Raw genomic sequence first — 24,827 nt, 5'->3', positions numbered from 1 at the left:
CCCGGCTGGGCCCTTCGACCGCCGGTCGGAGCCGCCGCCGCCTTCTTGACATCATCCGCCGAGAAATCTCCCACGAGTTCTCCGCCGTCGCAGCGCCCACCGGTGTCAAGAAGCGCCGACCTGCTCCGACCGACCGGCGACATGTTTCCTAGGAGAGGAGTCACCGGGATGGAAGCCACCCGGGCACGACTGGGACTGGCCGTCCTGATGCTGCCGACCCTGCTGGTCGCGATGGACGTGACGGCGCTGCTGCTCGCCCTGCCGAGGCTCAGCGCCGACCTGGGCGCCAGTGGTGTCCAGCAGCTGTGGATCAGCGACAGTTACGGGCTGATGGTGGCCGGCCTGGTCATCACCATGGGCACGCTCGGCGACCGGTTCGGCCGCCGACGCCTGCTGCTCACCGGGGCGGCGGCCTTCGCGGTGCTGTCGGTGGTGGCCGCCTTCGCCGCCGACCCGCTGGTGCTGATCGTCGCGCGGGCCCTGCTCGGCGTCGCCGGCGCGACCCTGGCGCCGTCCACGCTGGCGCTGATCACTACCATGTTCCGGGACGGGCGCCAGCGCGGGCAGGCCGTCGCCGTCTGGGCGACCTGCCAGTTCGCGGGCGGTGCGCTCGGGCCGGTGCTGGCCGGCTTCCTGCTGCAGCACTTCTGGTGGGGGTCGGTGTTCCTGGCCGCCGTACCGGCGATGGCGGTGCTGCTCATCGTCGGGCCGTTCCTGCTGCCGGAGTTCCGCAGCGAGGCGGCCGGGCGGCCGGACCCGGCCGGGGTCGGGCTGTCGCTGGCGGCGGTGCTGCTGATGCTGTACGGCGTCAAGCAACTGCCGGCCGAGGAGGCGCCCTTGGTCCCGCTTCTGGCCCTGCTGGTGGGTGCGGGTGTCGGGTACCTGTTCGTGCGGCGGCAGCTGCGGTCGGACCGGCCGCTGCTGGACCTGCGTCTGCTGCGCAGCCGCCCGTTCACGGCCGTCCTGGTCTCGCTGGTGCTCGCCGGGGTGGCGATGGCCGGCACCGGCCTGCTGGTGACCCAGTACCTGCAGAGCGTGCTGGGCCACTCGCCGTTCGCCTCCGCCGTGCTGTTCGCCCCGATGGGCCTGGGCGTGGCGGTCGGCACCATGGTCGCGCCCAGGCTGGCCCGCCGGGTGCGGCGGACCAGCGCCATCGCGGGCGGGCTGGCGTGCTCGGCGCTGGGCGGTCTGCTGCTGGTCGCCGCCGATGACGGCGCGGGCTCGCTGCCGCTGGTGATGACCGCCATCACGGTGCTCGCCCTGGGCACCGGACCGCTGTTCGCCCTGGGCACCGGGCTGGTGCTCGGCGCGGTGCCGCCCGAGCGGGCGGGCTCGGCGGCCTCGATGTCGGAGACCGGCAACTACTTCGGCGGCTCGCTCGGCTTCGCGCTGCTCGGCACCGTGGCGGCGGCGGTCTACCGCGGCCGGGCGGGCGGCGGCTCCGACTCGCTGGCGGGTGCGGTCGAGGCCGCCCGGCACCTGCCCGCCGGGCAGGGCGCCGAACTGCTGCGCGGCGCGCGGGCGGCCTTCACCGCCGGGCTGCACGTCAACGGGCTGATCGCGGCCGCGCTGTTCGCCGGGCTGGCCGTGCTGACCCTCGCGATGGGCCCGGCGAAGCGGGGCGCGCCGGAGGATTCGCTGCCCGACCGCGAAGCGGTCCGCGCGTGAGGACTTGAATCTGACACCGGTGTCAGCTCCTACCGTCGGTGTGCGAGGAACACGGCGAACACGGAGGGGGAAACGGGAGATGAGCGAGTTGACCGGCAAGGTGGCCCTGGTGACCGGCGGCAGTCGGGGCATCGGCGCGGCGGTGGCCAAGCGACTGGCGGCCGAGGGGGCGGCGGTGGCGCTGACCTACGTCCGGGCCGAGGAGCAGGCCCGGACGGTGGTCAAGGAGATCGAGGCGGCCGGCGGCCGGGCGGTGGCGATCCGGGCGGACCTGGTCGAGCCGGACGCCGCCGCGCGGGCGGTCGAGGAGACGGTCCGCGAGCTGGGCGGGATCGACGTCCTGGTGAACAACGCGGGCTTCCTCACCTACGGCCCGCTCACCGAGGTGTCGGTCGAGGAGCTCGACCGGGTGCTCGCCGTCGACATCCGCTCGGTGTTCCTGGCCGCCCAGGCCGCCGCACGGCACATGGGCGAGGGCGGGCGGATCATCAGCATCGGCTCCTGCTTCAACGGGCGCGTCCCCGGCGCGAACTTCGTCCTCCAGGCGACCGCCAAGACCGCGTTGACCGGGCTCACCAAGGGCCTGGCCCGGGAGCTCGGCCCGCGCGGGATCACCGCCACCATCGTCGACCCGGGCCCGATCGACACCGACAACCCGGCCGACGGCGACTCCGCCGACTTCCAGCGCGGGCTCACCGCCCTGGACCGCTACGGAGAGGCGGAGGACATCGCCGCCGCGGTGGCCTTCCTGGCCGGCCCCGGTGGGCGCTACATCACCGGCACCGCCCTCGCGGTGGACGGCGGCTACACCGCCTGAGCGCCTGGCGGGTGCGGGGCGGCGGTCGGACCCGCCGCCCCGTCAGCTCCGGTTGTGGTCTCCGGTCGCGCCGTCGGTCAGCTCGCGCAGGATGTCCATGTGCCCGGCGTGCCGGGCGGTCTCGGTGGTCATGTGGATCAGCACCCAGCGCAGCGAGACGGTCCGGCCGGACCAGGAGGTGCCGAGGGAGTCCAGCTCCAGCCGGTCGATCGCCTCGTCCGCGGCGGCCCGGGCGCGGGCGTAGAAGGCCAGCACGTCCGCCGTCGACTCGTGCGGCTCGATCCGCAGGTCGGAGGCCTCGTCGGCGTCGATGTCGAACGGTAGCGGGCCGGTCTCCAGCCCGAAGGGCTCGCGGAACCAGCCGAGTTCGGCACCGCCGAGATGCTTGACCAGCCCCAGCAGGTTCGTCCCGGAGGGCGTCAGCGGACGGCGCAGCTGCTCGTCGTCCAGGCCCTCGACCTTCCACAGCACCGCGTCACGGTGCCGGTCGAGGGCCGCGTGCAGGCTTTCCTTCTCACCGCCGGTGAACGGCACGATCTTGACCATGGGCGGGACGGTAGCAGACCCCCGCACGGCGCATCGGCCCTTCGGCGTCAGGGCGTTCCGGCTGCACCGCCCGTCCGGCGTCGGTGGCGACACACGACCGGTGCCGCCACCGACGCCGGACGGGCGGCGTGGTCACAGTCGGCCGTGCTCCTTGAGCACCCTCCGGGCCTGGGCGAACAGCATGCCCACGTTGACGGTCTTGCGGCAGACGACCACGGCGACGACCTCGTCGGTGCTGTCGATCCGTAGGAAGAGGTGTGCCAGGTTGTCGCTGTTGACGAGGATCTCCTGGAAGTAGTGACGGTCGCTGACGACCCCGCGCCGTTCCTTGAAGATGCCCTCGATCATCACCACGTTGCGGCCCTGGAACAGGTCGAGGGTGGCCGCCGCCAGCATGTCGAGCACCTCCGGCGGGTGCGATTCCACGGTCTCCACCGACAGCAGCATGCCGGTGGACATGTCGATGACCCCTGCGGCCACGCAGTCCGGAACCTCGGCACGCAGGGTCTTCACCAGGGTCGCGACCCTGTCGGCCATGCTCCGGGACCCTCTTGCTTCCGACCCGCTCACTTGCGCTCCTTCTTCGTGGGTTGTCCTGGAAAGTGCACCGGTGTCGACGCTGTGGTCGACAACTCGGCTAATGGTGAAGGTGGTTGGTCTCGTCCTTGCCGCCCGCCGCGGTCAGCAGCACGCTGATGCGTTCTGCGGACTCCCGGGCCTCGACCTGCAGCCGCTGCACGTCCATGCCGGCGTCGCCGAGCACCCCGATCAGTGCCATGTCGCCGATGGCCCGGGCGACCAGGTAGCCGTCGGTGAACTGCGACACGGTGTGGTGGAGTCGACCCTTGCTGCTCATGCTGCCGGCGCGGCGGGCGATGCTGAAGGAAGCCGCGGTGAGGGCGGCCAGGCCCTCGGCCCCCGCGGTCTCGTCGGTCTCGTCCGTCTCGGATGTGATCAGCAGCCCGTCGACGGAGGCCACCACGACGTCGGTGACTCCGACGACGCGGTCCCGAAGCACCCGCACCTCTGCGGCCAGCTGATCATGTCTGTCTGTCACGGTTCTCCAGTTGATTGGTTGCCGGGTGCCGACGAGCCGTCATCGCCCCGGTCCGTTCGTCCACCCGGTGCGCGCCGGGTGCGTCCGCGGTGACTGCTACTGCGCGCTGCCGAACAGCCGGTCCTCCGCGGCGAGTGCCGTCGAGGGCCGCCAGGCGCCGGACACGGGGCGCAGCGGAAGGACGTCGGTGATCCCGCTGGCCCCCGGCCGACGACGCGGCAGTCGGGCCGCGTTCACCGGGCGACCCGACTGCCCGGCCGGCTCCGGGTTCCGGCCGCCCTCCGGGGCGGGAAAGGATCCTTCGGCCTCCTCCAGGGCCGAGGGCGCGAGGTCGACCAATCCTTCGTGCAGCAGTCGTGAGGTCTCGACCGTCACGGCGTAGAGGCCCCGCCCGAGCAGGAAGGCGATGTCCCGGGAACTGCGCCTGCCATTGGCCGTCCGCAGGATGTCCCGCCGTTCACCGGCGATTCCGTCGTCCAGGAGCCGGGTTCCGGCGTCGGTTCGTGACAACCGGTCGCGGAACGGTGAGACCGGCTGTCCGCCCAGGGCCCTGATTCGCCGCTCGGTTTCGTGGCTCAGCCATTCCGGTTCGATTCCCTCCGGCGCGGCGAAACAGGAGGCCGGCGGTTCGGGATCGAGCGTGACCCGGTCGATCCGGCCCATTCCCATCGCCAGCGCGCCGTCCAGTGCCGCCATCACGCAGATCAGCTGCAGCTCCGCCAAGCCGACCAGTTCCCGGGCGACCAGTTCGGCGCCGACGCGCCGTCCCGCGGCTCCGGACCGGACCGCCGCTGCCCAGTCGGTCTCGGTGACACGGCCGGACCGCAGGAGGAGGGTCTCGACCCCCGGCGAACCGGGTGAGGTGACCTCGAGGATGACACCGTCCTCAAGGTGGAAGCGGCCGCCCGGGTCGCCCGTCACGAGGAGCGTCCCGGAGAGGCGGCCGTGCGGGACCTCCATCAGCACCCGGGGGAAGTCCAGCCCCGAACCGCCCGACCGCAAGGCCGCGGGCAGCGGAAGTACCCTCACGGAGCCGGCCTCCCCCACGCGGGGACCTGGATTCCAGTGCGTCGGTATACCGATTTCTGACATGTCTCCGCTATCGGCCGTGTTCTCATGGACACCTGCCGCCGACGCCCCCGGAAGTCGGCTCAGGGAATCGCACTGTAGTCGCAGGGGCAGGGTTTTCGGCCGGGCGGGCGCATATTGAACGTTTGTCCGTGTGGGGCGACTCCTTTTGCGTCGCTGATGAAATATCGCAATTCAAGCCTGTCTGATTTTGTCCACGAGTCGGATAATCGGACGGCCTGCTCCTCGTGGGTCGGTCCCTCGGCCCGGGATGTTCTCGCCGCGCCGCCCGCCATGGCGACCGTTCTGCGGCCGCTGTGCCGCAGGGCGACGGCGTGATCAGGTCCTGCCCGCGGACCGGGGGCCGGCGTCGGGTAGCGGGGCCCGGACCGGCGATCGAGTCGCGGTCCCGCGACGGCATCCGCTCCTCGGCGTGTGCGGTGCTGCGGTCCGGGTCGCACCGTTCCGTGTCAAAGTGGGGGTAAGGCGCGACGGCGCAGGTGGGAGCGGGAGAAGGTTTCCTGTCATGCCAGTACAGCCTGATCGCCCCAGGCCGACCACGGCACAAGCCGTGATCGTTCGACTGCGGAGCGAGGAGTACACGGACCTGTTCGGGCAGGCTCCGGTGCTCTTCGCTGCGCTGAGCGGTCCGAGACACGTGCTGGAGACGGCGAATCCGGCTTTCTTCGACGCTCTCACGGGTGGCCGGGCGACCACCGGTGTGCCCGTCGTGGAGCTGCTTCCGGAACCGGCTCGGCAGGGCGTCCTCGATCGGCTCGACGAGGTGTACCGCACCGGGGCCGCGTACCGGAACCGATGTGGCCGGCTCGTCCTCGGCGGCCCGGCGGCGCAGCGGGAGGCGTTCTTCGACGTGGCCTACGAGCCCCGCCGAGATGCGGTCGGCCGGGTCGACGGCATTGCGGTGATCGCGGTGGAGACCACCGCGTACCACCACGCGCAGCTGCTGGCGGCCGAGCAGCGCGTCCTGCTGGAACAGATCGCCCGCGACGCCCCGCTGAACGAGATCCTCGACGGCATGGCGAAGGCGATCGAGGAGTTGTCCCCGGACATGATCGTCTCGGTGCTGCTCGTCGATCCGGACGGCCGTCATCTGCGCAGCGGTGCCGCCCCGCGCCTGCCCGACTTCTACAACGACGCGATCGACGGGATCGCCATCGGCGACGGCGTCGGCTCGTGCGGCACCGCCGCCTACCGACAGGCCCAGGTGATCGTCAGCGACATCGCCACGGATCCCCTGTGGGAGGGGTACCGGGAGATCGCGAAGCGGGCGGATGTCGCGGCGTGTTGGTCGACGCCGATCCACGGCCTGGACGGCCGCCTGTTGGGCACCTTCGCGATCTACCACCGCACCCCCAAGGCGCCCGAGGACAAGGACGTGGCGCTCAGCGCGGCCTTCGCGCGCATCGCCGCCCTGGCGATCGAGCGCCATCACGCGGTGGAGGCGCGCCGGACCGCTCAGGAACGGGAGAAGGCCGCCCGTGAGGACCTGGCCTTCGTCCTGGACGCCAGTACCGCCATCGCGCACGAGCCGTACTACTTCGACTGCCTGGAGCGCATGGCCCGGCTGTCCGTGCCGGCCCTCGCGCCGCTGTGCGCCGTTCACGTGCTCGAGAACGGCCAGGTCCAGCGGATCGCCGTCGCCGCCACCCGAGCCGAGGAGGACCTGCTCGCCTCCCCCGAACTGCGCGGCGAGGTCGACGACGCGGTTGCTCGCGTGCTGGCCTCCGGCACTACCGAGAGCGGCCAGGCCGGCTCTCGCCCGGACGGCTCGTCCGCGCAGCTCGGCATCACCGGCTACGTGTGCGTGCCGCTGGCCACCCGGGGCCGCACCTTCGGTGTGCTGACCCTCCTGGCCACCGACCGACCGCTGGACGGCCACGCCGTCGCGCTGGCCGAGGAGCTCGCCCGCCGGGCCGCCTCCACCGCGGACAACGCCCGCCAGTTCAGCGACCGGGCCAGACTCGCCCACGACCTGCAGGCCGGCCTGCTGCCGCCCGAGTTGCCCGAGATCCCCGGTGCGGATCTGGCGGCCTCCTACCGCCCCGCCGGCGAAGGCCTCGATGTCGGGGGCGACTTCTTCGACGTCTTCCCGCTTCCCGACGACCGCTGGGCACTCATGATCGGCGACGTGTGCGGGCGCGGAGCCCGGGCCGCCACCACGACCGGCATGGTCCGCCACAGCGCACGCGCCGCCGCCCACCTCGTGCACGACCCGGCGGCGGTGGTCACCGCCATCAACGACGCTCTGGTGGACACAGCCGACGAGGACTCCTTCGTCTCACTCGTCTACGGCGAACTGCGGCGCACCGCAACCCATCTGGCGCTCAACCTGATTCGCGCAGGCCACGTACCCCCACTCGTCCGACGAGCCGACGGCACGATCGAGGAACTCACCCACCCGGGCCTGCTGCTGGGCATCGGGCCCGACCCCGCCCCGTCTCCCTGCAGCATCGACCTGTACCCGGGCGACAGCCTGCTCCTGGTCACCGACGGCATCACCGAGGCCCGCTCCGCGAGCGGCGAGCTCTTCGGGGAGGAGCGCTTGGCCGACGCCTTCGGCACGTTCCGGACCTCGCCCCCGACCGCCGGGGCGCTCCTCGAATCGGTCTCCGCCGCGGTCGCCGCCTTCGCGGCCGACGCCACGAACGACGACCAGGCCATGCTGGTCCTCACGGCTACCTGAGGTGGTCTTCGTGCCTCGGCTGGCTTGAGCCTTCACGCCATGGGGGAGGCCCCTCGCTTGAAGGCCCATGTTCATCACCGGGCTCAGGCCGGGCCGAGCCGGGCGGCGATGACGGAGCCCTTCGCGTAGCAGTCGAAGCGCTTGATCTTGCCGTCGACCAGCTCGAACACGTCGCAGCACGGGGCGTCCATACGCTTTCCGGTCGGCGGGACGGTGCCCGAGGGCAGTTCGAGCGGGCCGAGGGTGGGTGCCCTGCAGGCGCAGCTGGACGATGACGACGCCGCCGCACCCGGCTACACGGCTTCGCGGCCGGCGCCGTAGCCCCGCCCGGCTCTCCTGAGGCGCGCGGGGAACAGCGGAGGAGGTCAGCTCACGGATGCTCCGCCGTCGACGGTGAGCAGGGCGCCGTTGACGTAGGAGGCCGCGTCGGACACGAGGTAGGCCACGGCCTCGGCGACCTCGCCGGGAAGGCCGACCCGGCCGGCGGGGATGGTGAGGAGCTCGCTGAGGTCCTCGCCGAGAGCGGCCCGCACGCCTTCGGTCTCGGTCACGCCCGGGAGGACGGCGTTGACCCGCACGCCGGCCGGGCCGTACTCGGCCGCCCAGATCCGGGTGAGCTGGTTGACGGCGGACTTGCTCGAACCATAGGCGGTGGCCCCGAGTACGGCCTTGTCGGCCGCGACGGAGCTCACGTTGACGATCGCGCCGCCGCCCTTGTCGACCATGCCGGGGACCAGCTCGGCGGTCAGGAAGAAGGGCGCCTTGACGTTGACGTCGAAGACCTGGTCGAAGACCTCCTCGGTGGTGTCGGTGGTGCCGACGAACGGATAGATGCCCGCGTTGTTGACCAGGATGTCGATCCCCCCGGTCAACTGCCTCGCCTCGCGGGCCAATCGGCGGGCGGCGGCCACACTGCCCAGGTCGGCCTGAACGAAGTCGGCCTTCCCGCCTGCCGCACGGATCTCCCGCACGGTCTGCTCCCCACGGACGGGATCGCGGCCGGAGACGACCACATGCGCGCCCCGCTCGGCCAGAACCTGCGCGATCGCCCGGCCGATGCCACTGGTCGCGCCCGTGACCAGGGCGTTCGAGCCATTCAGCGACGGAGTCATGAGAACTCCTCGCAATCCAGTTGGAATCACCTTTGCAGACCTACAACCACCGGCCTGGAAGGCCCATTCCGACCCGGGTGGACGACGCGGTGGTCGATGGTCCTCCTCCTGAGCGCTGGGGTGTGGCGCGCTCGGCCGCGGCGTCAGCCGACGTCCTGCAGCAGCAGGTGTTTCGCGTTGAGCGCGCCGTCGAGCTGCATCAACCGCCCGCCCTCGCCGAGACCGCCGAGGTCCGGGGCGGCGAATCCGAATGAGTCCAGCAAGCCGGCCACGATGGTCTTCGCGTCGGCGTCGTCGCCCGCGTAGAAGGCCACTTGTCGGCCTTCGGCGTGCCGGGGGTCCGCGGCGATGAACCGGGCGTACAGGGTGTTGAGAGCCTTCACGACCCGGGCGCCGGGAAGGTGCTGGGCCACCCACTCGCTGCCCGTGAGGTCTCCGACGTCGTATCGGCCCCGCCACGGGTGGGCTGCCGCGAAGTGATTGGTCGTGTCGACGACGATCTTCCCGGCCCAGGTGGTGAGGCCTGTCAGTTCCGGCACGGCGAGAACGGCACCGCGAGGAACAGGAGCTCTTGGTTCGCCGCCTCCTCGGCCGTGACCGCGTGGGCCTTCGGCCCCAAGGAGAAATCGCCGGGACGTATGCGTTTTTCGATAGGTTGACGACAGGCTCCGGTGCGTAGCATTGGCACATGCGTGTCTTGATCGTCGAGGACGAGCTGTACATGGCAGAGGCCATCCGTGACGGGCTGCGCCTGGAGGCGATTGCGGCGGACATCGCCGGTGACGGCGACACCGCCCTGGAGTTGCTGAGCGTCAACGCCTACGACATCGCCGTCCTCGACCGCGACATCCCCGGCCCCTCCGGTGACGAGATCGCCGAACGGATCGTCGCGGCGGGATCGGGCATGCCCATCCTCATGCTCACCGCCGCCGACCGGATCGACGACAAGGCCTCCGGGTTCGGGCTCGGTGCCGACGACTACCTCACCAAGCCGTTCAAGATGCGTGAACTCGTCCTCAGGCTCAGGGCGCTCGACCGCAGGCGCGCGTACATCAGACCGCCCGTGCGGGAGATCGCGGGCCTGCGGCTGGACCCCTTCCGTCGCGAGGTCTACCGCGACGACCGCTACATCGCACTCACTCGCAAACAATTCGCCGTGCTCGACGTGCTCGTCGCCGCTGAAGGCGGCGTCGTCAGTGCCGAGGAACTGTTGGAGCGGGCCTGGGACGAGAACGCCGACTCGTTCACCAATGCCGTACGCATCACGGTCTCGACTCTGCGCAAACGCCTCGGTGAACCTCAGATCATCGCCACCGTGCCCGGCGTGGGATACCGGATCATCACCCAGGCGGACATCAGGCGTGAGGGCAATGCGGGCGCCTAGAACACCAGGCTTGAGCGTCCGCCTCAAATTCGCCCTCAGCTATGCGGGCTTCGTCATGCTCGCGGGCGTGCTGATGCTGGCCACTGTGTGGGTGTATCTGCTGCGCGGCCTGCCCAGTGCAGCGAGCAGCCCCAACGGGCTCGTGCCCATCCGCACCATCGTGCTGCACGCCTACGTTCCGGCGGCGGCCGGAGTGCTGGCGCTCCTACTGGTGTTCGGCCTGCTGGGAGGCTGGCTGCTCGCCGGCCGAATGCTCGCCCCACTGACCCGAATCACCGACGCCACCTCCATGGCCGCGAACGGGTCGCTCTCCCACCGGATCGAGCTGGAAGGCCGCAAGGACGAGTTCCGCGAGCTGGCCGACGCCTTCGACACCATGCTCGCGCGCCTCGAAGCGCACGTCACCGAGCAGCGGAGGTTCGCGGCCAACGCCTCCCACGAGCTGCGCACCCCGCTGGCGATCACGAGGGCCCTTCTCGACGTGGCTCTCAACGACCCGGCGCGAGACTCGGGCGAGCTGTTCCGACGCCTCCACAACGTCAATGCCAGGGCGATCGACCTCACCGAGGCGTTGCTCCTGCTCAGCCGTGCCGACCAGCGATCCTTCACCCGGGAGCCCGTCGACCTGTCCCTGAACGTCGAGGAGGCCGTCGAGACGCTGCTTCCCATGGCGGAGAAACACGGCGTAACCATCGAGGACTCGGGCGACATCACCCCGACCATCGGCTCCCGCGCGCTCCTGCTGCAGATGACAGTCAATCTCATCCATAACGCGATCGTCCACAACCTGCCCGGTCGGGGCATCGTGCGGGTAACGACCGGCATCCATCCCGGAAGCGTGACGCTCACCGTCGAGAACACCGGCGAGATCCTCTCAGCACAGCTGGTCTCGACCCTCACCGAGCCCTTCCAGCGCGGCACCGAACGCATCCGCCACGACCACGCGGGCGTCGGCCTGGGCCTGGCCATCGTCAAGAGCATCGTCGAAGCGCATGACGGAACCCTCACCATCGCCCCGCGCCCCGGAGGCGGCCTCCACGTCACGGTGCGGCTGCCGATCGCCCCTCCGCCGGCCCGGCCCGTGAAACCGATCACGTAGCCAGCGTGGACGTGACTCTGTGTCGTCGGCGATCGGCGGCGATGAGTGGAACTCGCTTGCGGAGCAGGGGATGTCCGGCACGACCTGCCAGCCGCCGCTTCAGGAGCTCGATGTTCGTGACTTCACCCCCAACCAGGTCTGGTCCTGGGACGTCACCAAGCTGCGAGGCCCGCACGAGCGGGTCTTCTACTTCCTCTACACGATGATCGACGTCTACTCCCGCGACACCGTGGGCTGGATGGTCACCACGTGCGAGAGCGAGGAACTCGCCAGGTGCCCGGTAGCCGCGTCCAACTCGGGGCAGCGGGCCAGGATTTCCTTTCAGCTTGCGCTGATCCCCGTCACGGATGCGGTCAGGGTTGCGCGTGATCCAGCCGGTCACTCGGCGCACTCCCGGTGACCTCGGCGGGGGCGGGTCGTCGGGTGTGAGTCGGAAACCAGTCGGCAGGGTTCGTCTCGCCCACTGATGCACCCCGCACTCAAGGACTCACCGACATTCGACCGGTGAGTCCTTCCGCTTTCCGCTCCCCACATTCCCCAATTGGTTCATTTCGCGACACTGAGGAATTTTCGAGATCGGAATCAGGGGCCGCGTCCAAGTGTCGGAAATGCTCGCTTGGACACCGACGCGTGGACGGCGACTCGTGGACAGCGAGTCCGATCAGCACCATGGACCTGCGGACTTCGGTGTCGTGGGAGAGGGGATGTCCGGATGGTCATGATGCCGTCCAGCAGGGGGGCGCAAAGGGCCGGCGGAGGCGACGATCCCGAGCCGGCCAAGCTCCGCCCTGAAACGCCACGCAGGGTGCTCGCCTACTTTCGCCCGCACACCGGCAGAATCGCACTCTTCGCAATCGGCGCCGTCCTGGAGTCGCTCATCGTGGTGGCGACTCCGTTGCTGCTCAAGCAGATCGTCGACGACGGGATCCTCAAGGGCGACTCCGGAGAGGTCACCCTGCTGGCCTGCCTCACCGCGGGGCTCGCCGTCCTCGACGCGCTACTGCAGCTGGTGCTCGCCTACCTCGCCGGGAGGATCGGGCAGGGGGTCAGCCACGACGTCCGGATCCAGGCGATCGAGCACGTCCAGCGGCTGCCGGTCGCATTCTTCACCCGCACCCAGACCGGTGTGCTGGTCGGACGGCTCCACACGGATCTGATCATGACGCAGCAGGCGTTCAGCCAACTGTTGATGGCGCTCCCCAGCGTGCTCGGGGTCGTCCTGGTGATGGCCGAGCTGTTCTACCTGTCGTGGATCGTCGCGGTCATCACGCTGGTGATGATCCCGCTGTTCGTCGTTCCCTGGGTGTACGTGGGGCGAGTGACACAGCGGTACACCAGGCAATCGATGGAGGTGAACGCCGGCCTGGCCGGCCTCCTCCAGGAGCGGTTCAACGCTCAGGGGGCGATGCTCTCCAAACTCTTCGGCCGTCCGGACGAGGAGATGGCCGAGTACGAGGACCGGTCGGAAAGGCTCCGCAAGGCCGGTGTGAGCGTCGTCGTCTACGGCCGGATGGCCTTCGTCGTCATGTTGCTGATCGCCGCGCTCGCCACGGCGCTCACCTACGGGGTCGGCGGCGGCCTCGTGCTTTCCGGGGCCTTCCAGCTCGGCACGCTGATCGCTCTCGCCGCCCTGCTCGGGCGGCTGTTCGGGCCGATCACCCAGCTGTCCGGGATGCAGGCGAACGCGCTGGTCGTCCTGGTGAGCTTCGACCGGATCTTCGAGCTCCTCGACCTGAAGCCGCTGATCGAGGAACGCCCCGACGCCGTCACGCTCACGCGGAACACGGCCCCGGAGATCGAGTTCGAGGACGTGTCGTTCCGCTACCCGGGCGCGGACGAGGTCTCGTTGCCGTCGCTGGAGCAGAACGTGCGTGGCGGAGGGGATCGAGGGGAGACGGCGCCGGAGGTCCTGCGCCACGTGAGCCTGCGTGCGCCGGCCGGAACCCTCACCGCACTCGTCGGCCCGTCCGGCGCGGGGAAGAGCACTCTCACCCACCTGGTGTCCCGGCTGTACGACCCGACCTCCGGCACCGTCCGTGTCGGCGGACACGATCTTCGGGATCTCTCCGTCGGCTCACTCCGCGACGCGGTGGGCGTGGTCAGCCAGGACACCTACCTCTTCCACGACACGATTCGGGAGAACCTTCGCTACGCCCGTCCGACCGCCACCGAGGACGAGCTGATCGAGGCGTGCAAGGGAGCCCAGATCTGGGACTTGATCGAATCCCTCCCGAAGGGGCTCGACACCGTCGCGGGAGACCGCGGCTACCGGCTGTCGGGCGGGGAGAAGCAGCGACTGGCCATCGCGAGGCTGCTCCTGAAGGCGCCCTCGGTCGTCGTGCTCGACGAGGCCACCGCTCACCTGGACCCCGAGTCGGAGGCCGCCGTCCAGCGGGCGCTCAGGACCGCGCTGCGCGACCGCACCTCCCTGGTGATCGCCCACCGGTTGTCCACGATCCGTGAGGCCGATCAGATCGTCGTGATCGACGACGGAGGCGTCCGGGAGCGCGGGACGCACGAGGAACTGCTGGCCGAGGCCGGTCTCTACGCGGAGCTCTATCACACGCAGTTCGCCAAGCCGGGCGACATCGGACCCGAGCCCGAAGGCAACGGGGCCGGGCCGGTCCACCAGATGGTTCCTGAAGGGGGACGATGAATTCCGCAGCGCTGGCCACGCCGACGGTGCCGGAGCTGTTCGCCCGCCAGGCGGAGCGGACGCCCGACGCGGTGGCCGTAGTTGATGGGGACCGGGCGCTGACCTACCGGCGGCTGGACGAGCTCGCGGGCCGGCTGGCCGGGCGGCTGATCGGTCGGGGCGTCCGCCGCGGCGACCGTGTGGCGGTCCTGATGGAACGCTCTGCGGACCTGGTGGTGACGCTGCTCGCCGTGTGGAAGGCGGGAGCGGCGTACGTGCCGGTGGATGCCGCCTATCCCGCGCGGCGGGTGGCGTTCATGCTCGCGGACTCGGGGGCGTCCCTGGTGGCGTGTTCGGCCGCGGCGGGCGACAGCGTTCCGGAGGGGGTCGAGTCGATCGTCGTCACGGACGAGGTTTCGGGCGACGTGCCGACGGTCCCGGTGTGTCCGGGGGACCTGGCGTACGTGATGTACACCTCCGGGTCGACGGGGGTCCCGAAGGGAGTGGCCGTCCCGCACCGGAGCGTCGCGGAGCTGGTGGGGAACCCCGGCTGGACGGTGGACCCCGGTGACGCGATCCTCATGCACGCGCCGCACGCCTTCGACGCGTCCCTTTTCGAGATCTGGGTACCGCTTGCCTCGGGCGCCCGCGTGGTGATCGCCGAGCCGGGTGCGGTGGACGCCCGGCGTCTGCGGGAGGCGGTCGCCGCCGGCGTGACGAAGGTGCATCTGACCGCGGGGAGCTTCCGCGCGCTGGCGGAGGAGTCGCCGGAATCCTTCGCCGGCCTCCACGAGGTGCTGACGGGCGGCGACGTGGTGCCCGCACCCGCGGTGGAGAAAGTGCGAAGGGTGATCCCCCGAGCGCGGATCCGGCACCTGTACGGTCCGACGGAGACGACGCTGTGCGCGACGTGGCACCTGCTCCAGCCGGGCGATGCGCTGGGTTCCACCCTGCCGATCGGCCGTCCGCTTCCGGGTCGCCGGGCTCAGGTGCTCGATGCGTCGCTGCTGCCCGTGCCGCCGGGTACGGTCGGCGACCTCTACCTTTCCGGTGCCGGCCTTGCGGACGGCTACCTGGACCGGGCGGCGCTGACGGCGGAGCGGTTCGTGGCGGATCCGTCCGTACCCGGCGGCCGGATGTACCGCACAGGGGATCTCGCCCGCTGGACCGCCGACGGCGAGCTGCTGTTCGCGGGCAGAGCCGACGACCAGGTGAAGATCCGCGGGTTCCGGATCGAGCCGGGTGAGATCGAGGCCGCGCTGACCGCCCGGCCGGATGTCCACGAGGCCGTCGTGGTGGCGATCGACGGCCGCCTGATCGGCTACGCGGTGACGGACGTGGATCCCGTCGTCCTCCGTGAGCGTCTCGGGGCGATGCTGCCGGAGTACATGGTCCCGGCTGCCGTGATCACGCTGGACCGGCTTCCGCTCACCGGCAACGGCAAGGTGGACCGGGCGGCGCTGCCCGCGCCCGTCTTCGGGGGGAATGCCGGGGGCCGCGAACCCGCCACCGAGGCGGAGCGCGTCCTGAGCGGACTGTTCGCCGAGCTGTTCGGCCTGGACCGGGTCGGTGTCGACGAGGACTTCTTCGCCCTGGGCGGCGACTCGATCTCCGCGATGCGGCTGGCGGCCCGCGCGTCCGGGGCCGGTCTGCTGGTGACGCCCTCCCAGATCTTCGAGGAGAGGACCCCCGCACGGTTGGCGGCCGCAGCGCGTCCTGTACCCGTCGACGCCCCCGATGCCCCCGACGCCCGGCCCCTGATCGCTCTCACCGCGGAGGAGGAGAGCGAGCTGGCGATCGCCGTACCGGGTGCCGAGGAGGTTTGGCCGCTCGCCCCGCTCCAGGAGGGGCTGCTCTTCCAGTCGACCCTCGAAGAAGAAGGCCTCGACATCTACCAGGCGCAGTGGATCCTGGAGCTGAACGGGCCGCTGGACGTGGCCCGGCTCCGGGCCGCGTGGGAGGCGGTCTTCGCACGGCACGCCGAGCTCCGGGTCAGTTTCGTACGGCTCGCGTCGGGGAGGACGCTCCAGGCCGTCGCCGGACACGTCGTCCTGCCCTGGCGGGCGGTCGACCTCACGGGCGTGAGCGACGCCGAGGCGGCCGTCGAGGTCCTCGCCCGGCGGGAACAGGAACAGCGATTCGACCTGGCCGCGGGCCCGCTGTTCCGGCTGCTGCTGGTCCGGATCGGTGAGGACCGGCACCGCCTGCTGGTCGTCCACCACCACATCCTGACTGACGGTTGGTCGGTGGCGGTCATCCTCAACGAGGTGGCCGAGGCGTATGCGGGCGGCGGCCGGCTCCCGGAGCGGACCGGCGCGGCATCCTACCGGGACTACCTGGCCTGGCTGGATCGACAGGACAAGGACGAGGCACGCGCGGCCTGGCAGGCGGAGTTGTCCGGCCTCGACGGGGACGCGTCGATCGCGAAGACGGCCGCCGGGATGGGATACGAGTACCGCATCGCCCACGTCACGCCGGAGCTCTACACCAGGCTGACGCAGGTGGCCCGTGACCACGGGCTGACGCTGAACACGATGGTGCAGGGCGCGTGGGCGATGGTGCTGGCCCGGCTCGCGCGGCGCACCGAGGTGGTGTTCGGCACCACGGTCGCTTGCCGTCCCGCGGAGCTCCCCGGGGTGGAGTCGATGCCCGGGCTCATGATGAACACCGTGCCGGTCCGGGTATCGCTGGCCGGCGGGCAGACGGTCTCCGACCTGCTCACCGGTCTGCAGCAGCGGCAGGCGGCCCTGATCCCGCATCAGCATCTGGGACTGCCCGAGATCCAGAGAGCGGGCGGGCCGGGCGCGAAGTTCGACACGCTGCTGGTGTTCGAGAACTATCCGCGGGACTTCGCCGACCAGTTCACGTACCTGGGCACGGTCGAGGGCACCCACTATCCACTGACCCTCGGCATCATCCCGGGGGACCGACTCAGGATCCAACTCGCCTACCGGCACGGGCAGATCGAGGAGACCGTCGCCGAGTCCGTGCTGGGGTGGTTCGTCGGCGCCCTCGGCGCGATGGCCGCTGACCCTTCCGGGTCGGTGGGGCGGCTCGGTGTGGCCGGGGGCCGGGTGAGCCGCGCGGATGCGGCGCTGGCGGTGGGGGAGTCCTTGCCGGGGCTGGTGGCGCGGGTCGTGGCGGAGCGGCCGCACGAGGTGGCGGTGGTGGACGGCGACGGCGAACTGACCTTCGAGCGGCTCTGGGAACGGGCATCGGCGCTCGCCGCCGTGCTGAGGGGCCGTGGGGCCGGACCGGAGTCCCGGGTGGGCCTCGTCGTGGGGCGGTCGGCGTGGTGGGTGGTCGGGATGCTGGGGGTGTCGCTGGCCGGAGGCGCGTTCGTTCCGGTGGATCCCGCGTATCCGGCCGAGCGCGTGCGACTGCTGCTGGGAGACGCGGATCCCGTGCTGGTGGTGTGCGAGGGGAAGACGCGGGACGCAGTGCCCGAGGAGTTCGCCGATCGGTCGGTGGTGATCGACGAAGTGGATCTCGCGGCGGGCCCGGATGCGGTGTCGCCGCGGGTGGGGCCGGCCGACGCGGCGTACGTGATCTATACGTCGGGGTCGACGGGAAGTCCGAAGGGGGTCGTCGTCACCCACGCGGGCCTGGGGAATCTGGCGGTGGCACAGATCGACCGGTTCGCCGTGTCGCCGTCGTCACGGGTCCTGCAGTTCGCGGCGCTGGGCTTCGACGCCACGGTCTCGGAGGCGCTGATGGCGTTGCTTTCGGGGGCGACGCTGGTGATGGCGCCGGAGCGGGACCTGCCGCCGCGGGTGTCGCTGGCCGAGGCACTGGAGCGGTGGGACGCCACTCACGTGACGGTTCCGCCGTCGGTGCTCGCCACGGCCGACATGCTGCCGGCGGGGCTGGAGACGGTGGTGGTGGCGGGGGAGGCCTGCCCGCCGGGCCTCGCGGATCGCTGGTCGGAGGGACGGCGGCTGATCAATGCCTACGGGCCGACCGAGACCACGGTGTGTGCTGCGATGAGCATGCCCTTGACGGCGGGCCGGGACGTGGTCCCGATCGGGGCACCGATCGCGGGAAGCCGCTGCCACGTACTGGACGCGTTCCTCCGGCCGTTGCCGCCGGGGATCACCGGTGAGCTGTACGTGGCGGGGATAGGGGTGGCCCGTGGCTACCTGGGCCGTGCGGCGCTGACGGCGGAGCGGTTCGTCGCCGATCCTTTCGCCTCCGGTGCGCGGATGTACAGGACGGGAGACCTGGCCTATCTGACGAGCCGCGGTGAGCTGGTGTTCGCCGGGCGGGCCGATGATCAGGTGAAGCTCCGTGGGTTCCGGATCGAGCTCGGCGAGATCGAGTCCGTCCTGTCCGGCCACCCGCGGGTTGCTCAGGCGGCGGCGGCCGTCCGGGACGACCGCCTCCTGGCCTACGTGTCGCCGGCCGAGGTCGATCCGCACGCGGTGCGGGAGTACCTCGCCTCCCGGCTGCCCCAGCACATGGTGCCCGCTGTGGTGGTGCTGGAAGCGCTGCCCACCACCCCGAACGGGAAGATCGACCGCAGCGCGCTGCCCAACCCCGATCTCACTGCCGGGACCGTCGGTCGAGATCCGGTCACGGAGCACGAACGGGTGCTGTGCCGACTGTTCGCCGAGGTGCTCGGCCGGGAGCGGGTCGGCGCGGATGACAGCTTCTTCGCCCTGGGCGGAGACTCGATCACCGCCATGCAGCTGGTGGCGCGGGCGCGGCGGGAAGGACTGGCCCTCGCCGCGCAGGACGTCTTCGGGCAGAAGACGCCGGAGGGACTCGCGCGGCTGGTGCCGGAATCGCCGCTGCCGGAACGCGCCCGGCCCGCGACGGCCGACGGTGTGGGCGAGGTGCCGTGGACCCCGGTGATGAGGATGCTGGGCGACGGGATCACCGGTGCGGGATTCGCGCAGTGGGTGGTTGTGGGCGCGCCCGTGGATCTGGGCGAGGGGGTCCTGGCCGCCGCGCTGGCCGCCGTGGTGGATACGCACGACATGTTGCGAGCCCGCGTGGAGCAGGGACGCCTGATCGTGGGTGACCGCGGCTCGGTGGACACGGCCGGTCAGGTCCGGCGAGTGGGGCTTGGCGGAGGCTCGTTGGACGAGGCCGTGGCGGGCGCGGTGCGGGACGCGGTGGGACGGCTGGACCCGGAGACGGGCGTGATGGTGCAGGCGGTGTGGGTGGACGCCGGGCCGGGTCGGGTGGGCCGACTGGTGCTGGTGGTGCACCATCTGGCTGTCGACGGAATGTCGTGGCGAGTCCTGGTACCGGATCTGCGGGAAGCATGCGAGGCGGCCGCGGCGGGACGGACTCCTGCGCTGGAGCCGGTGGCGGTGCCGTTCCGGCAGTGGGCGAGCCTGCTGGAGGAATGGGCGGCCGCGGCGGAACGGGTCGGCGAACTGCCGGCGTGGCAGGCGATCCTGGGCCAGGGGGACGGGCCGATCGGCAGGCCGGAGGTGAGCACGGGGAGCGTGCGCTCACGGTCGTGGGCGATGTCGGGAGCCGAGGCGTCGGCGCTGCTGGGACGGGTTCCGGTGCTGTTCTTCTGCGGGGTCCACGAGGTGCTGCTCGCGGGCTTGGCGGGGGCGGTGGCGCGCTGGTCCGGCGGTCATGTGGTGCTGGTGGATGTGGAGAGTCATGGCCGTCATGCGGTCGGCGGGCTGGACCTGTCCCGGACGGTCGGCTGGTTCACCAGCGTGCATCCGGTGCGACTGGACACGTCGGGGATCGACCTGGCGTCCGGGGATCTGCTGAAGGCGGTGAAGGAGCAGTCGCGGGCAGTGCCCGGTGACGGGCTCGGTCATGGGCTGTTGCGTCATCTGAACGCCGGGACGAGACCGGTGCTGGAGGCCGTGCCGGCGCCCCGGATCGGATTCAACTACATGGGCCGGTTCGTCGTGGGTCAGCAGAACGACGTGGCGGAATGGCAGCAGGTTGGAGACATCGGCGGTTCTCTGGATCAGGCCATGGCACTGCCGCATGCGCTGCAGGCCGATGCGGTCGTCCGGGAAACGCCGGAGGGCCCGGAACTGACGCTCATGGTGAGCTGGCCGGCCGGCCTCTTCGAAGAGGCCGAGATCGAACGGTTCGGCCGGATGTGGTGGGACGTGCTGTCCGGCCTGGCCCGCCTGGCGGACGATTCCTCCGCCGGGGGACACACCGCGTCCGACTTCGACCTTCTCGACCTCGATCAGGACGAGATCGAGGGTTTCGAGGCAATAGCGGCGCACTTCGGAGGAGGCCAGGAATCGTGACCAAGTCGACCACGTCCCCCGGATCGGCGCTCGCGGAGGTCTGGCCGCTGTCACCGATGCAGGAGGGAATGTTCTACCACTCCTCCCTCGACGACGAGACCCCCGACATCTACGTCATCCAGCAATCCCAGATCATCGACGGGCCGCTGGACGCGGAGCGGCTCCGGAGGTCCTGGCAGGCCCTCCTCGACCGGCACGCGACGCTTCGGGCGTCCTTCCACCGGCGGAAGTCCGGCGAGACGGTCCAGCTCATTCCCCGGGAGGCGGAACTCCCCTGGACCGAATGCGACTTGTCCGGCCTGGCCGAGGAGGACGCGCTCGCCGAGGCGACCGTGATCGCGGAGAAGGAGCGTGCCAGGGGGTTCGATCTGACGCGGCCTCCGCTGCTGCGGTTGACGCTGATCCGGTTCGGTCCGGAGCGGCACTGTCTCGTGACGACGAGCCACCACCTGCTCATGGACGGGTGGTCGCGGGCGGTCCTCGAGTCGGAACTCCTCGAGGTCTACGCGGCCGGCGGCGTCGCGTCGGGTCTGCGGTCAGCGGCCTCCTACCGGAACCATCTGGCGTGGCTGGGACGGCAGGACAAGGACGCCGCCCGGGCGGCATGGCGCACGGAGCTGTCCGGCGCCGACGGATCGGCGCTCGGCATTCCCGAAAGGCCCGGCCGGGCTCCGGAACTGCCGGTCCGGAAGGTGATCCGCCATTCACCGGCCTTCACCTCCGCCCTGGTGGAGTTCGCCCGCGGCCACGGGCTGACGCTGAACACCGTGGTGCAGGGCGCGTGGGCGCTGGTGCTGGCCCGACTGGCGCGCCGCCGGGACGTGCTCTTCGGCGCGACGGTCTCCGGGCGTCCGGCGGACCTGCCGGGCGCGGAGGGCATGGTGGGGCTGTTCATCAACACCGTGCCGGTGCGCGTGCGGTTGGACGGAGAGAAGACCGTCCTGGAGACGCTGACGGAGCTGCAGGAGCGGCAGTCCGCGCTGATCGCGCACCAGCATCTCGGGCTCCCGGAGATCCAGAAGCTCGGAGGGTCGGGCCTGGACACGATCGTGGTGTTCGAGAACTACGTCGATCCCGCGGCGGGCTCGAAGTCCCCGCGCGATCTGAGCCTGACCCTGCGGGAGTTCCACCAGGCGTCCCCCTACGCGATCACTCTGGGCGTCATGCCGGGCGAGAGCATCGAGACCGAGCTGCAGTATCAGCCGGGGATGGTCGACGCCCCGGTCGCCGAGGCCGCTCTCCCCTGGCTCGTTCGAGCCCTGGAACGGATGATCGCGGAGCCGGGCACGCCGGTGGGCCGCCTGGACCTGGTGAGCGACGCCGAACGTGAGCTGGTCGTCGATCGCTGGAATGCGACGGGCGACCCGATCGCCGCGCCGACGGCGGTGGATCTCTTCCTCCGGCAGGTGGAGAAGACTCCGGACACGACGGCGATGACGGCCGGGGGCCGGGACTGGTCGTACGTGGAGCTCGACGAGTGGTCGGGCCGGCTGGCGCGGGTGCTGAAGGACCGGGGCGTGCGACGCGGCGACCGCGTCGGTGTCCTGCTGGAACGTTCGCCGGACGTGCCGGCGGCATGGCTCGGGGTGTGGAAGGCGGGGGCGGCGTTCGTGCCCGTCGATCCGGACTACCCGGCGGACCGGGTCGCGTTCATGCTGTCCGACGCCGCGGTCGCCGCGGTGGTGTGCAGTGCGGGGACCGCGGCCGCTGTGCCCCCGGGCCATGAGCTCATCATGATGGACGACGCCGTCGACGGTGAGACCTCGCTGGTCCCGATCGGGGCGGACGATCTGGCGTATGTGATGTACACGTCGGGATCGACCGGGGCGCCGAAGGGCGTCGCCGTCCCGCACGGCGGCGTCGCGGCCCTGGCGGGAGACCCGGTGTGGGGCGTCGGAGCGGGTGACTCCGTGCTGATGCACGCGCCGCACACCTTCGATGCCTCCGTGTACGACCTCTGGGTGCCGCTCGTCTCGGGTGCGCGGGTGATGCTCGCCGAGCCGGGCGTGGTCGACGCGGAGCGCCTCGCCGCTCAGGTCGCACAGGGCCTCGTCTCGGTGAACATCACGGCGGGCCAGTTCCGGGCGCTGGCGCAGGAGTCGCCGGAGTCGTTCTCAGGGTTGCGCGACGTGCTGGCGGGCGGCGACGTGGTGCCGCTCAGCGAGGTGGAGCGGGTCCGGCGGGCCTGCCCCGAGCTGGTCGTCTGGCACACCTACGGTCCGACGGAGACCACCCTGTGCGCGACATGGAAGGCGATCGAGCCCGGCGACCGGCTGGGGTCGATCCTGCCGATCGGCCGCCCACTGCCGGGCCGACGGCTGTACGTGCTGGACGTCTTCCTGCGTCCGTTGCCTCCGGGCGTCGCGGGCGATCTCCATATCGCGGGCGCAGGGGTGGCGCACGGCTATCTGGACCGTCCGGGGCTGACGGCGGAGCGGTTCGTCGCGGACCCGTTCGCCCCCGGTCAGCGCATGTACCGGACGGGCGACGTCGCGTACTGGACGGACGAGGGCGAGCTGGTGTACGTCGGGCGGTCCGACGACCAGGTGAAGATCCGCGGCTACCGGGTCGAGCCGGGCGAGGTCGAGGCGGTGCTGGCCGAGCGGCCGGGCATCGACCAGGCCGTGGTGGTGGCACGCGAAGGGCGCCTGATCGGCTATGTCGTGTCCGGCAGCGACATCGATCCGGAACGGCTGCGCGAGGACATCGCCAGGGCGCTGCCGAGCTACATGGTGCCGGCGGCGGTGATGGTCCTGGACGCCCTGCCGGTGACGACCAACGGCAAGGTGGACCGGGCGGCGCTGCCGGACCCCGACTTCGGCGGACGCGTCACCGGCCGGGAACCGGCCACCGATTCCGAGCGGGCGCTGTGCGCGCTGTTCGCCGAGGTTCTCGGCCTGGAACGGGTCGGCGCGGACGACAGCTTCTTCGAGCTGGGCGGAGACTCCATCACCTCGATGCAGCTGGCGGCGCGGGCCCGTCGGTCCGGAATGGCCTTCGGCGCGCGCGAGGTGTTCGAGCACCGGACCCCGGCGGGAATCGCCGGGATCCTCGACCTGGAGGGCGATCCGGCCGCGCGGCCCGGTCCGGCCGAGGGCACAGGAGACGTCGCCTGGACGCCGATGATGACGGTAGGGGGGACGGGACCCGTGCAGTGGGTGACCGTCGGCGCGCCCGGCGATCTGGCGGTGGACGCGCTGGCGGCCGGGCTGAGCGTGGTGATCGACGCTCATGACATGCTGCGGAGCCGGATCGTCGAGGCAGCCCGGAAGCCCCGGGTGGTCGTGTCCGGCAGGGGCGCGGTGGACGCCGCGAACCTGATCGAGCGGGTGGAGGCGAACCCCGGGGACCTCGATGCCGTCGCGGAGCGGTGTGCTCGGGAGGCGGCCGCGCGGCTGGATCCCGCCGCGGGTGTGATGGTCCGTGCGGTGTGGGTGGACGCGGGACCCGGCCGGGTCGGACGGCTCGTGCTGGCGGCGCATCCGCTGGCGGTCGACGCGTGGTCGTGGCAGATCCTGCTGCCGGACCTGAAGGCCGCCTATGAGGCCGTCGCCGCGGGCAGGGAGCCGGTTCTCGACCCGGTGGACGTCTCGTACCGGCGGTGGGCGGCCGCACTGGCGGAGCAGGCGACCGCCACGGCACGCGTCGCGGAGCTGACCGCGTGGACGGCGCTCCTCGACGGAGCGGAGCCACGGCTGGGCAAGCCCGGCGCCGGCCATGCCGCGGGACGCCGATCATGGACCTTGCCGAAGGACCGCGCGGGTGCGCTCGTGGAGCAGGTCACCTCGGCCTTCCACTGCGGTGTCCACGAGGTGCTGCTGGCAGGCCTGGCAGGCGCGGTGGCGCGGTGGCGCGGAGGTCACGTGGTGCTGGTGGACGTGGAGAGTCACGGCCGTCACCCGGCCGGCGGGATGGATCCGTCCCGGACGGTGGGCCGGTTCACGAGCGCGCATCCGGTGCGGCTGGACGTGGGCGGGATCGATCCGGCCTCCGGGGCGTTGCTGAAGGCGGTGAAGGAGCAGTCGAGGGCGGTGCCCGGCGACGGACTCGGCTATGGGCTGCTGCGATATCTGAACGGCGAAACGGGACCGGTACTGGAAGCCTCACCGTCGCCTCGGATCGGGTTCGCCTACCGGGGCCGGTCCGCCACGGGCGAAGTGCGGGAGTGGCAGCGGTCCGGAGGAATCGGCTGTTCATCGGACCCCGACGTGAGGCCGTCGCACGCGCTGGAAGCCGAGGCGGTCATCCGGGAACTGCCGGACGGCCTGGAACTGGTGCTCGCGGTGAGTTGGCCGGCCGGTCTCTTCCCGGAGGCCGAGATCGAACGGTTCGGCCGGCTGTGGCTGGACGTGTTGTCCGCCCTGGCCCGCCTGGCGGGTGATCCTTCCGCCGGGGGGCACACCGCGTCCGATTTCGACCTCCTCGACCTGGACCAGGACGAGATCGAGGAACTCGAAGCCGAGTTTGACGACGACCTTTAAGCCGTTCGCTGGATCGA

General features: G+C 71.2%; 14 protein-coding genes and 1 pseudogene. 9 read left to right on the top strand and 6 right to left on the bottom strand.

Features of this window, described 5'->3' with window-relative positions; translation table 11 throughout:
* The first annotated feature begins 141 nt into the window (after nucleotides 1–141).
* Complete coding sequence (locus ACH4E7_RS21245; protein WP_396250565.1) at nucleotides 142–1,668, top strand: MFS transporter; 1,527 nt, start codon at nucleotides 142–144, stop codon at nucleotides 1,666–1,668.
* Between the two features lie 79 nt (nucleotides 1,669–1,747).
* A complete protein-coding gene (locus ACH4E7_RS21240) occupies nucleotides 1,748–2,485 on the top strand; it encodes an SDR family NAD(P)-dependent oxidoreductase (RefSeq protein WP_396250564.1) in 738 nt (245 codons plus the stop codon).
* 42 nt (nucleotides 2,486–2,527) lie between these two features.
* Here the strand turns inward: ACH4E7_RS21240 and ACH4E7_RS21235 are convergent, their stop codons facing one another.
* From ACH4E7_RS21235 to ACH4E7_RS21220, 4 genes are all read right to left on the bottom strand, one after another.
* On the bottom strand, nucleotides 2,528–3,031 hold the full coding sequence (locus tag ACH4E7_RS21235; RefSeq protein WP_396250563.1) for a DinB family protein: 504 nt from the start codon (nucleotides 3,029–3,031) through the stop codon (nucleotides 2,528–2,530).
* Between the two features lie 132 nt (nucleotides 3,032–3,163).
* Nucleotides 3,164–3,568 (bottom strand): hypothetical protein, encoded by a 405-nt coding sequence (locus ACH4E7_RS21230; protein WP_396250562.1) that lies wholly within the window; start codon nucleotides 3,566–3,568, stop codon nucleotides 3,164–3,166.
* 100 nt (nucleotides 3,569–3,668) lie between these two features.
* Nucleotides 3,669–4,088, bottom strand: coding sequence for a roadblock/LC7 domain-containing protein (locus tag ACH4E7_RS21225; protein WP_396250561.1), 420 nt, complete (start codon nucleotides 4,086–4,088; stop codon nucleotides 3,669–3,671).
* 96 nt (nucleotides 4,089–4,184) lie between these two features.
* Complete coding sequence (locus ACH4E7_RS21220; RefSeq protein ID WP_396250560.1) at nucleotides 4,185–5,117, bottom strand: MarR family transcriptional regulator; 933 nt, start codon at nucleotides 5,115–5,117, stop codon at nucleotides 4,185–4,187.
* 610 nt (nucleotides 5,118–5,727) lie between these two features.
* Between ACH4E7_RS21220 and ACH4E7_RS21215 the strand changes: the two genes are divergently transcribed.
* Nucleotides 5,728–7,860 (top strand): SpoIIE family protein phosphatase, encoded by a 2,133-nt coding sequence (locus tag ACH4E7_RS21215; protein ID WP_396250559.1) that lies wholly within the window; start codon nucleotides 5,728–5,730, stop codon nucleotides 7,858–7,860.
* Between the two features lie 365 nt (nucleotides 7,861–8,225).
* On the opposite strand, the gene ACH4E7_RS21210 is transcribed toward ACH4E7_RS21215, so the two are convergent.
* Both ACH4E7_RS21210 and ACH4E7_RS21205 read right to left on the bottom strand, forming a co-directional pair.
* Nucleotides 8,226–8,972, bottom strand: coding sequence for an SDR family NAD(P)-dependent oxidoreductase (locus ACH4E7_RS21210; protein WP_396250558.1), 747 nt, complete (start codon nucleotides 8,970–8,972; stop codon nucleotides 8,226–8,228).
* A gap of 143 nt (nucleotides 8,973–9,115) precedes the next feature.
* Entirely contained in the window at nucleotides 9,116–9,511 is a 396-nt protein-coding gene (locus ACH4E7_RS21205) for an NADPH-dependent F420 reductase (protein ID WP_396250557.1), read from the bottom strand.
* 149 nt (nucleotides 9,512–9,660) lie between these two features.
* Between ACH4E7_RS21205 and ACH4E7_RS21200 the strand changes: the two genes are divergently transcribed.
* From ACH4E7_RS21200 to ACH4E7_RS21175, 6 genes and pseudogenes are all read left to right on the top strand, one after another.
* Nucleotides 9,661–10,356, top strand: a complete 696-nt coding sequence (locus tag ACH4E7_RS21200) for a response regulator transcription factor (protein WP_396250556.1) — start codon at nucleotides 9,661–9,663, stop codon at nucleotides 10,354–10,356.
* Nucleotides 10,343–11,455 (top strand): sensor histidine kinase, encoded by a 1,113-nt coding sequence (locus tag ACH4E7_RS21195; protein WP_396250645.1) that lies wholly within the window; start codon nucleotides 10,343–10,345, stop codon nucleotides 11,453–11,455. The genes ACH4E7_RS21200 and ACH4E7_RS21195 overlap by 14 nt, the downstream gene beginning before the upstream one ends.
* Nucleotides 11,456–11,576: 121 nt before the next feature.
* A pseudogene (locus ACH4E7_RS21190) lies at nucleotides 11,577–11,726 on the top strand (DDE-type integrase/transposase/recombinase); the annotation flags it as partial.
* Nucleotides 11,727–12,260: 534 nt separating this feature from the next.
* Nucleotides 12,261–14,111, top strand: coding sequence for an ABC transporter ATP-binding protein (locus ACH4E7_RS21185; protein ID WP_396250555.1), 1,851 nt, complete (start codon nucleotides 12,261–12,263; stop codon nucleotides 14,109–14,111).
* Entirely contained in the window at nucleotides 14,108–20,329 is a 6,222-nt protein-coding gene (locus ACH4E7_RS21180) for an amino acid adenylation domain-containing protein (RefSeq protein ID WP_396250554.1), read from the top strand. Before ACH4E7_RS21185 ends, ACH4E7_RS21180 begins: the two co-directional genes overlap by 4 nt.
* Entirely contained in the window at nucleotides 20,326–24,810 is a 4,485-nt protein-coding gene (locus ACH4E7_RS21175) for an amino acid adenylation domain-containing protein (protein WP_396250553.1), read from the top strand. Before ACH4E7_RS21180 ends, ACH4E7_RS21175 begins: the two co-directional genes overlap by 4 nt.
* Nucleotides 24,811–24,827 lie beyond the last annotated feature (17 nt).

Origin of the sequence: Kitasatospora sp. NPDC018058, assembly GCF_044327205.1 — a bacterium.
GTDB lineage: Bacteria > Actinomycetota > Actinomycetes > Streptomycetales > Streptomycetaceae > Kitasatospora.
This window is presented reverse-complemented; position numbering and strand designations above follow the sequence as displayed.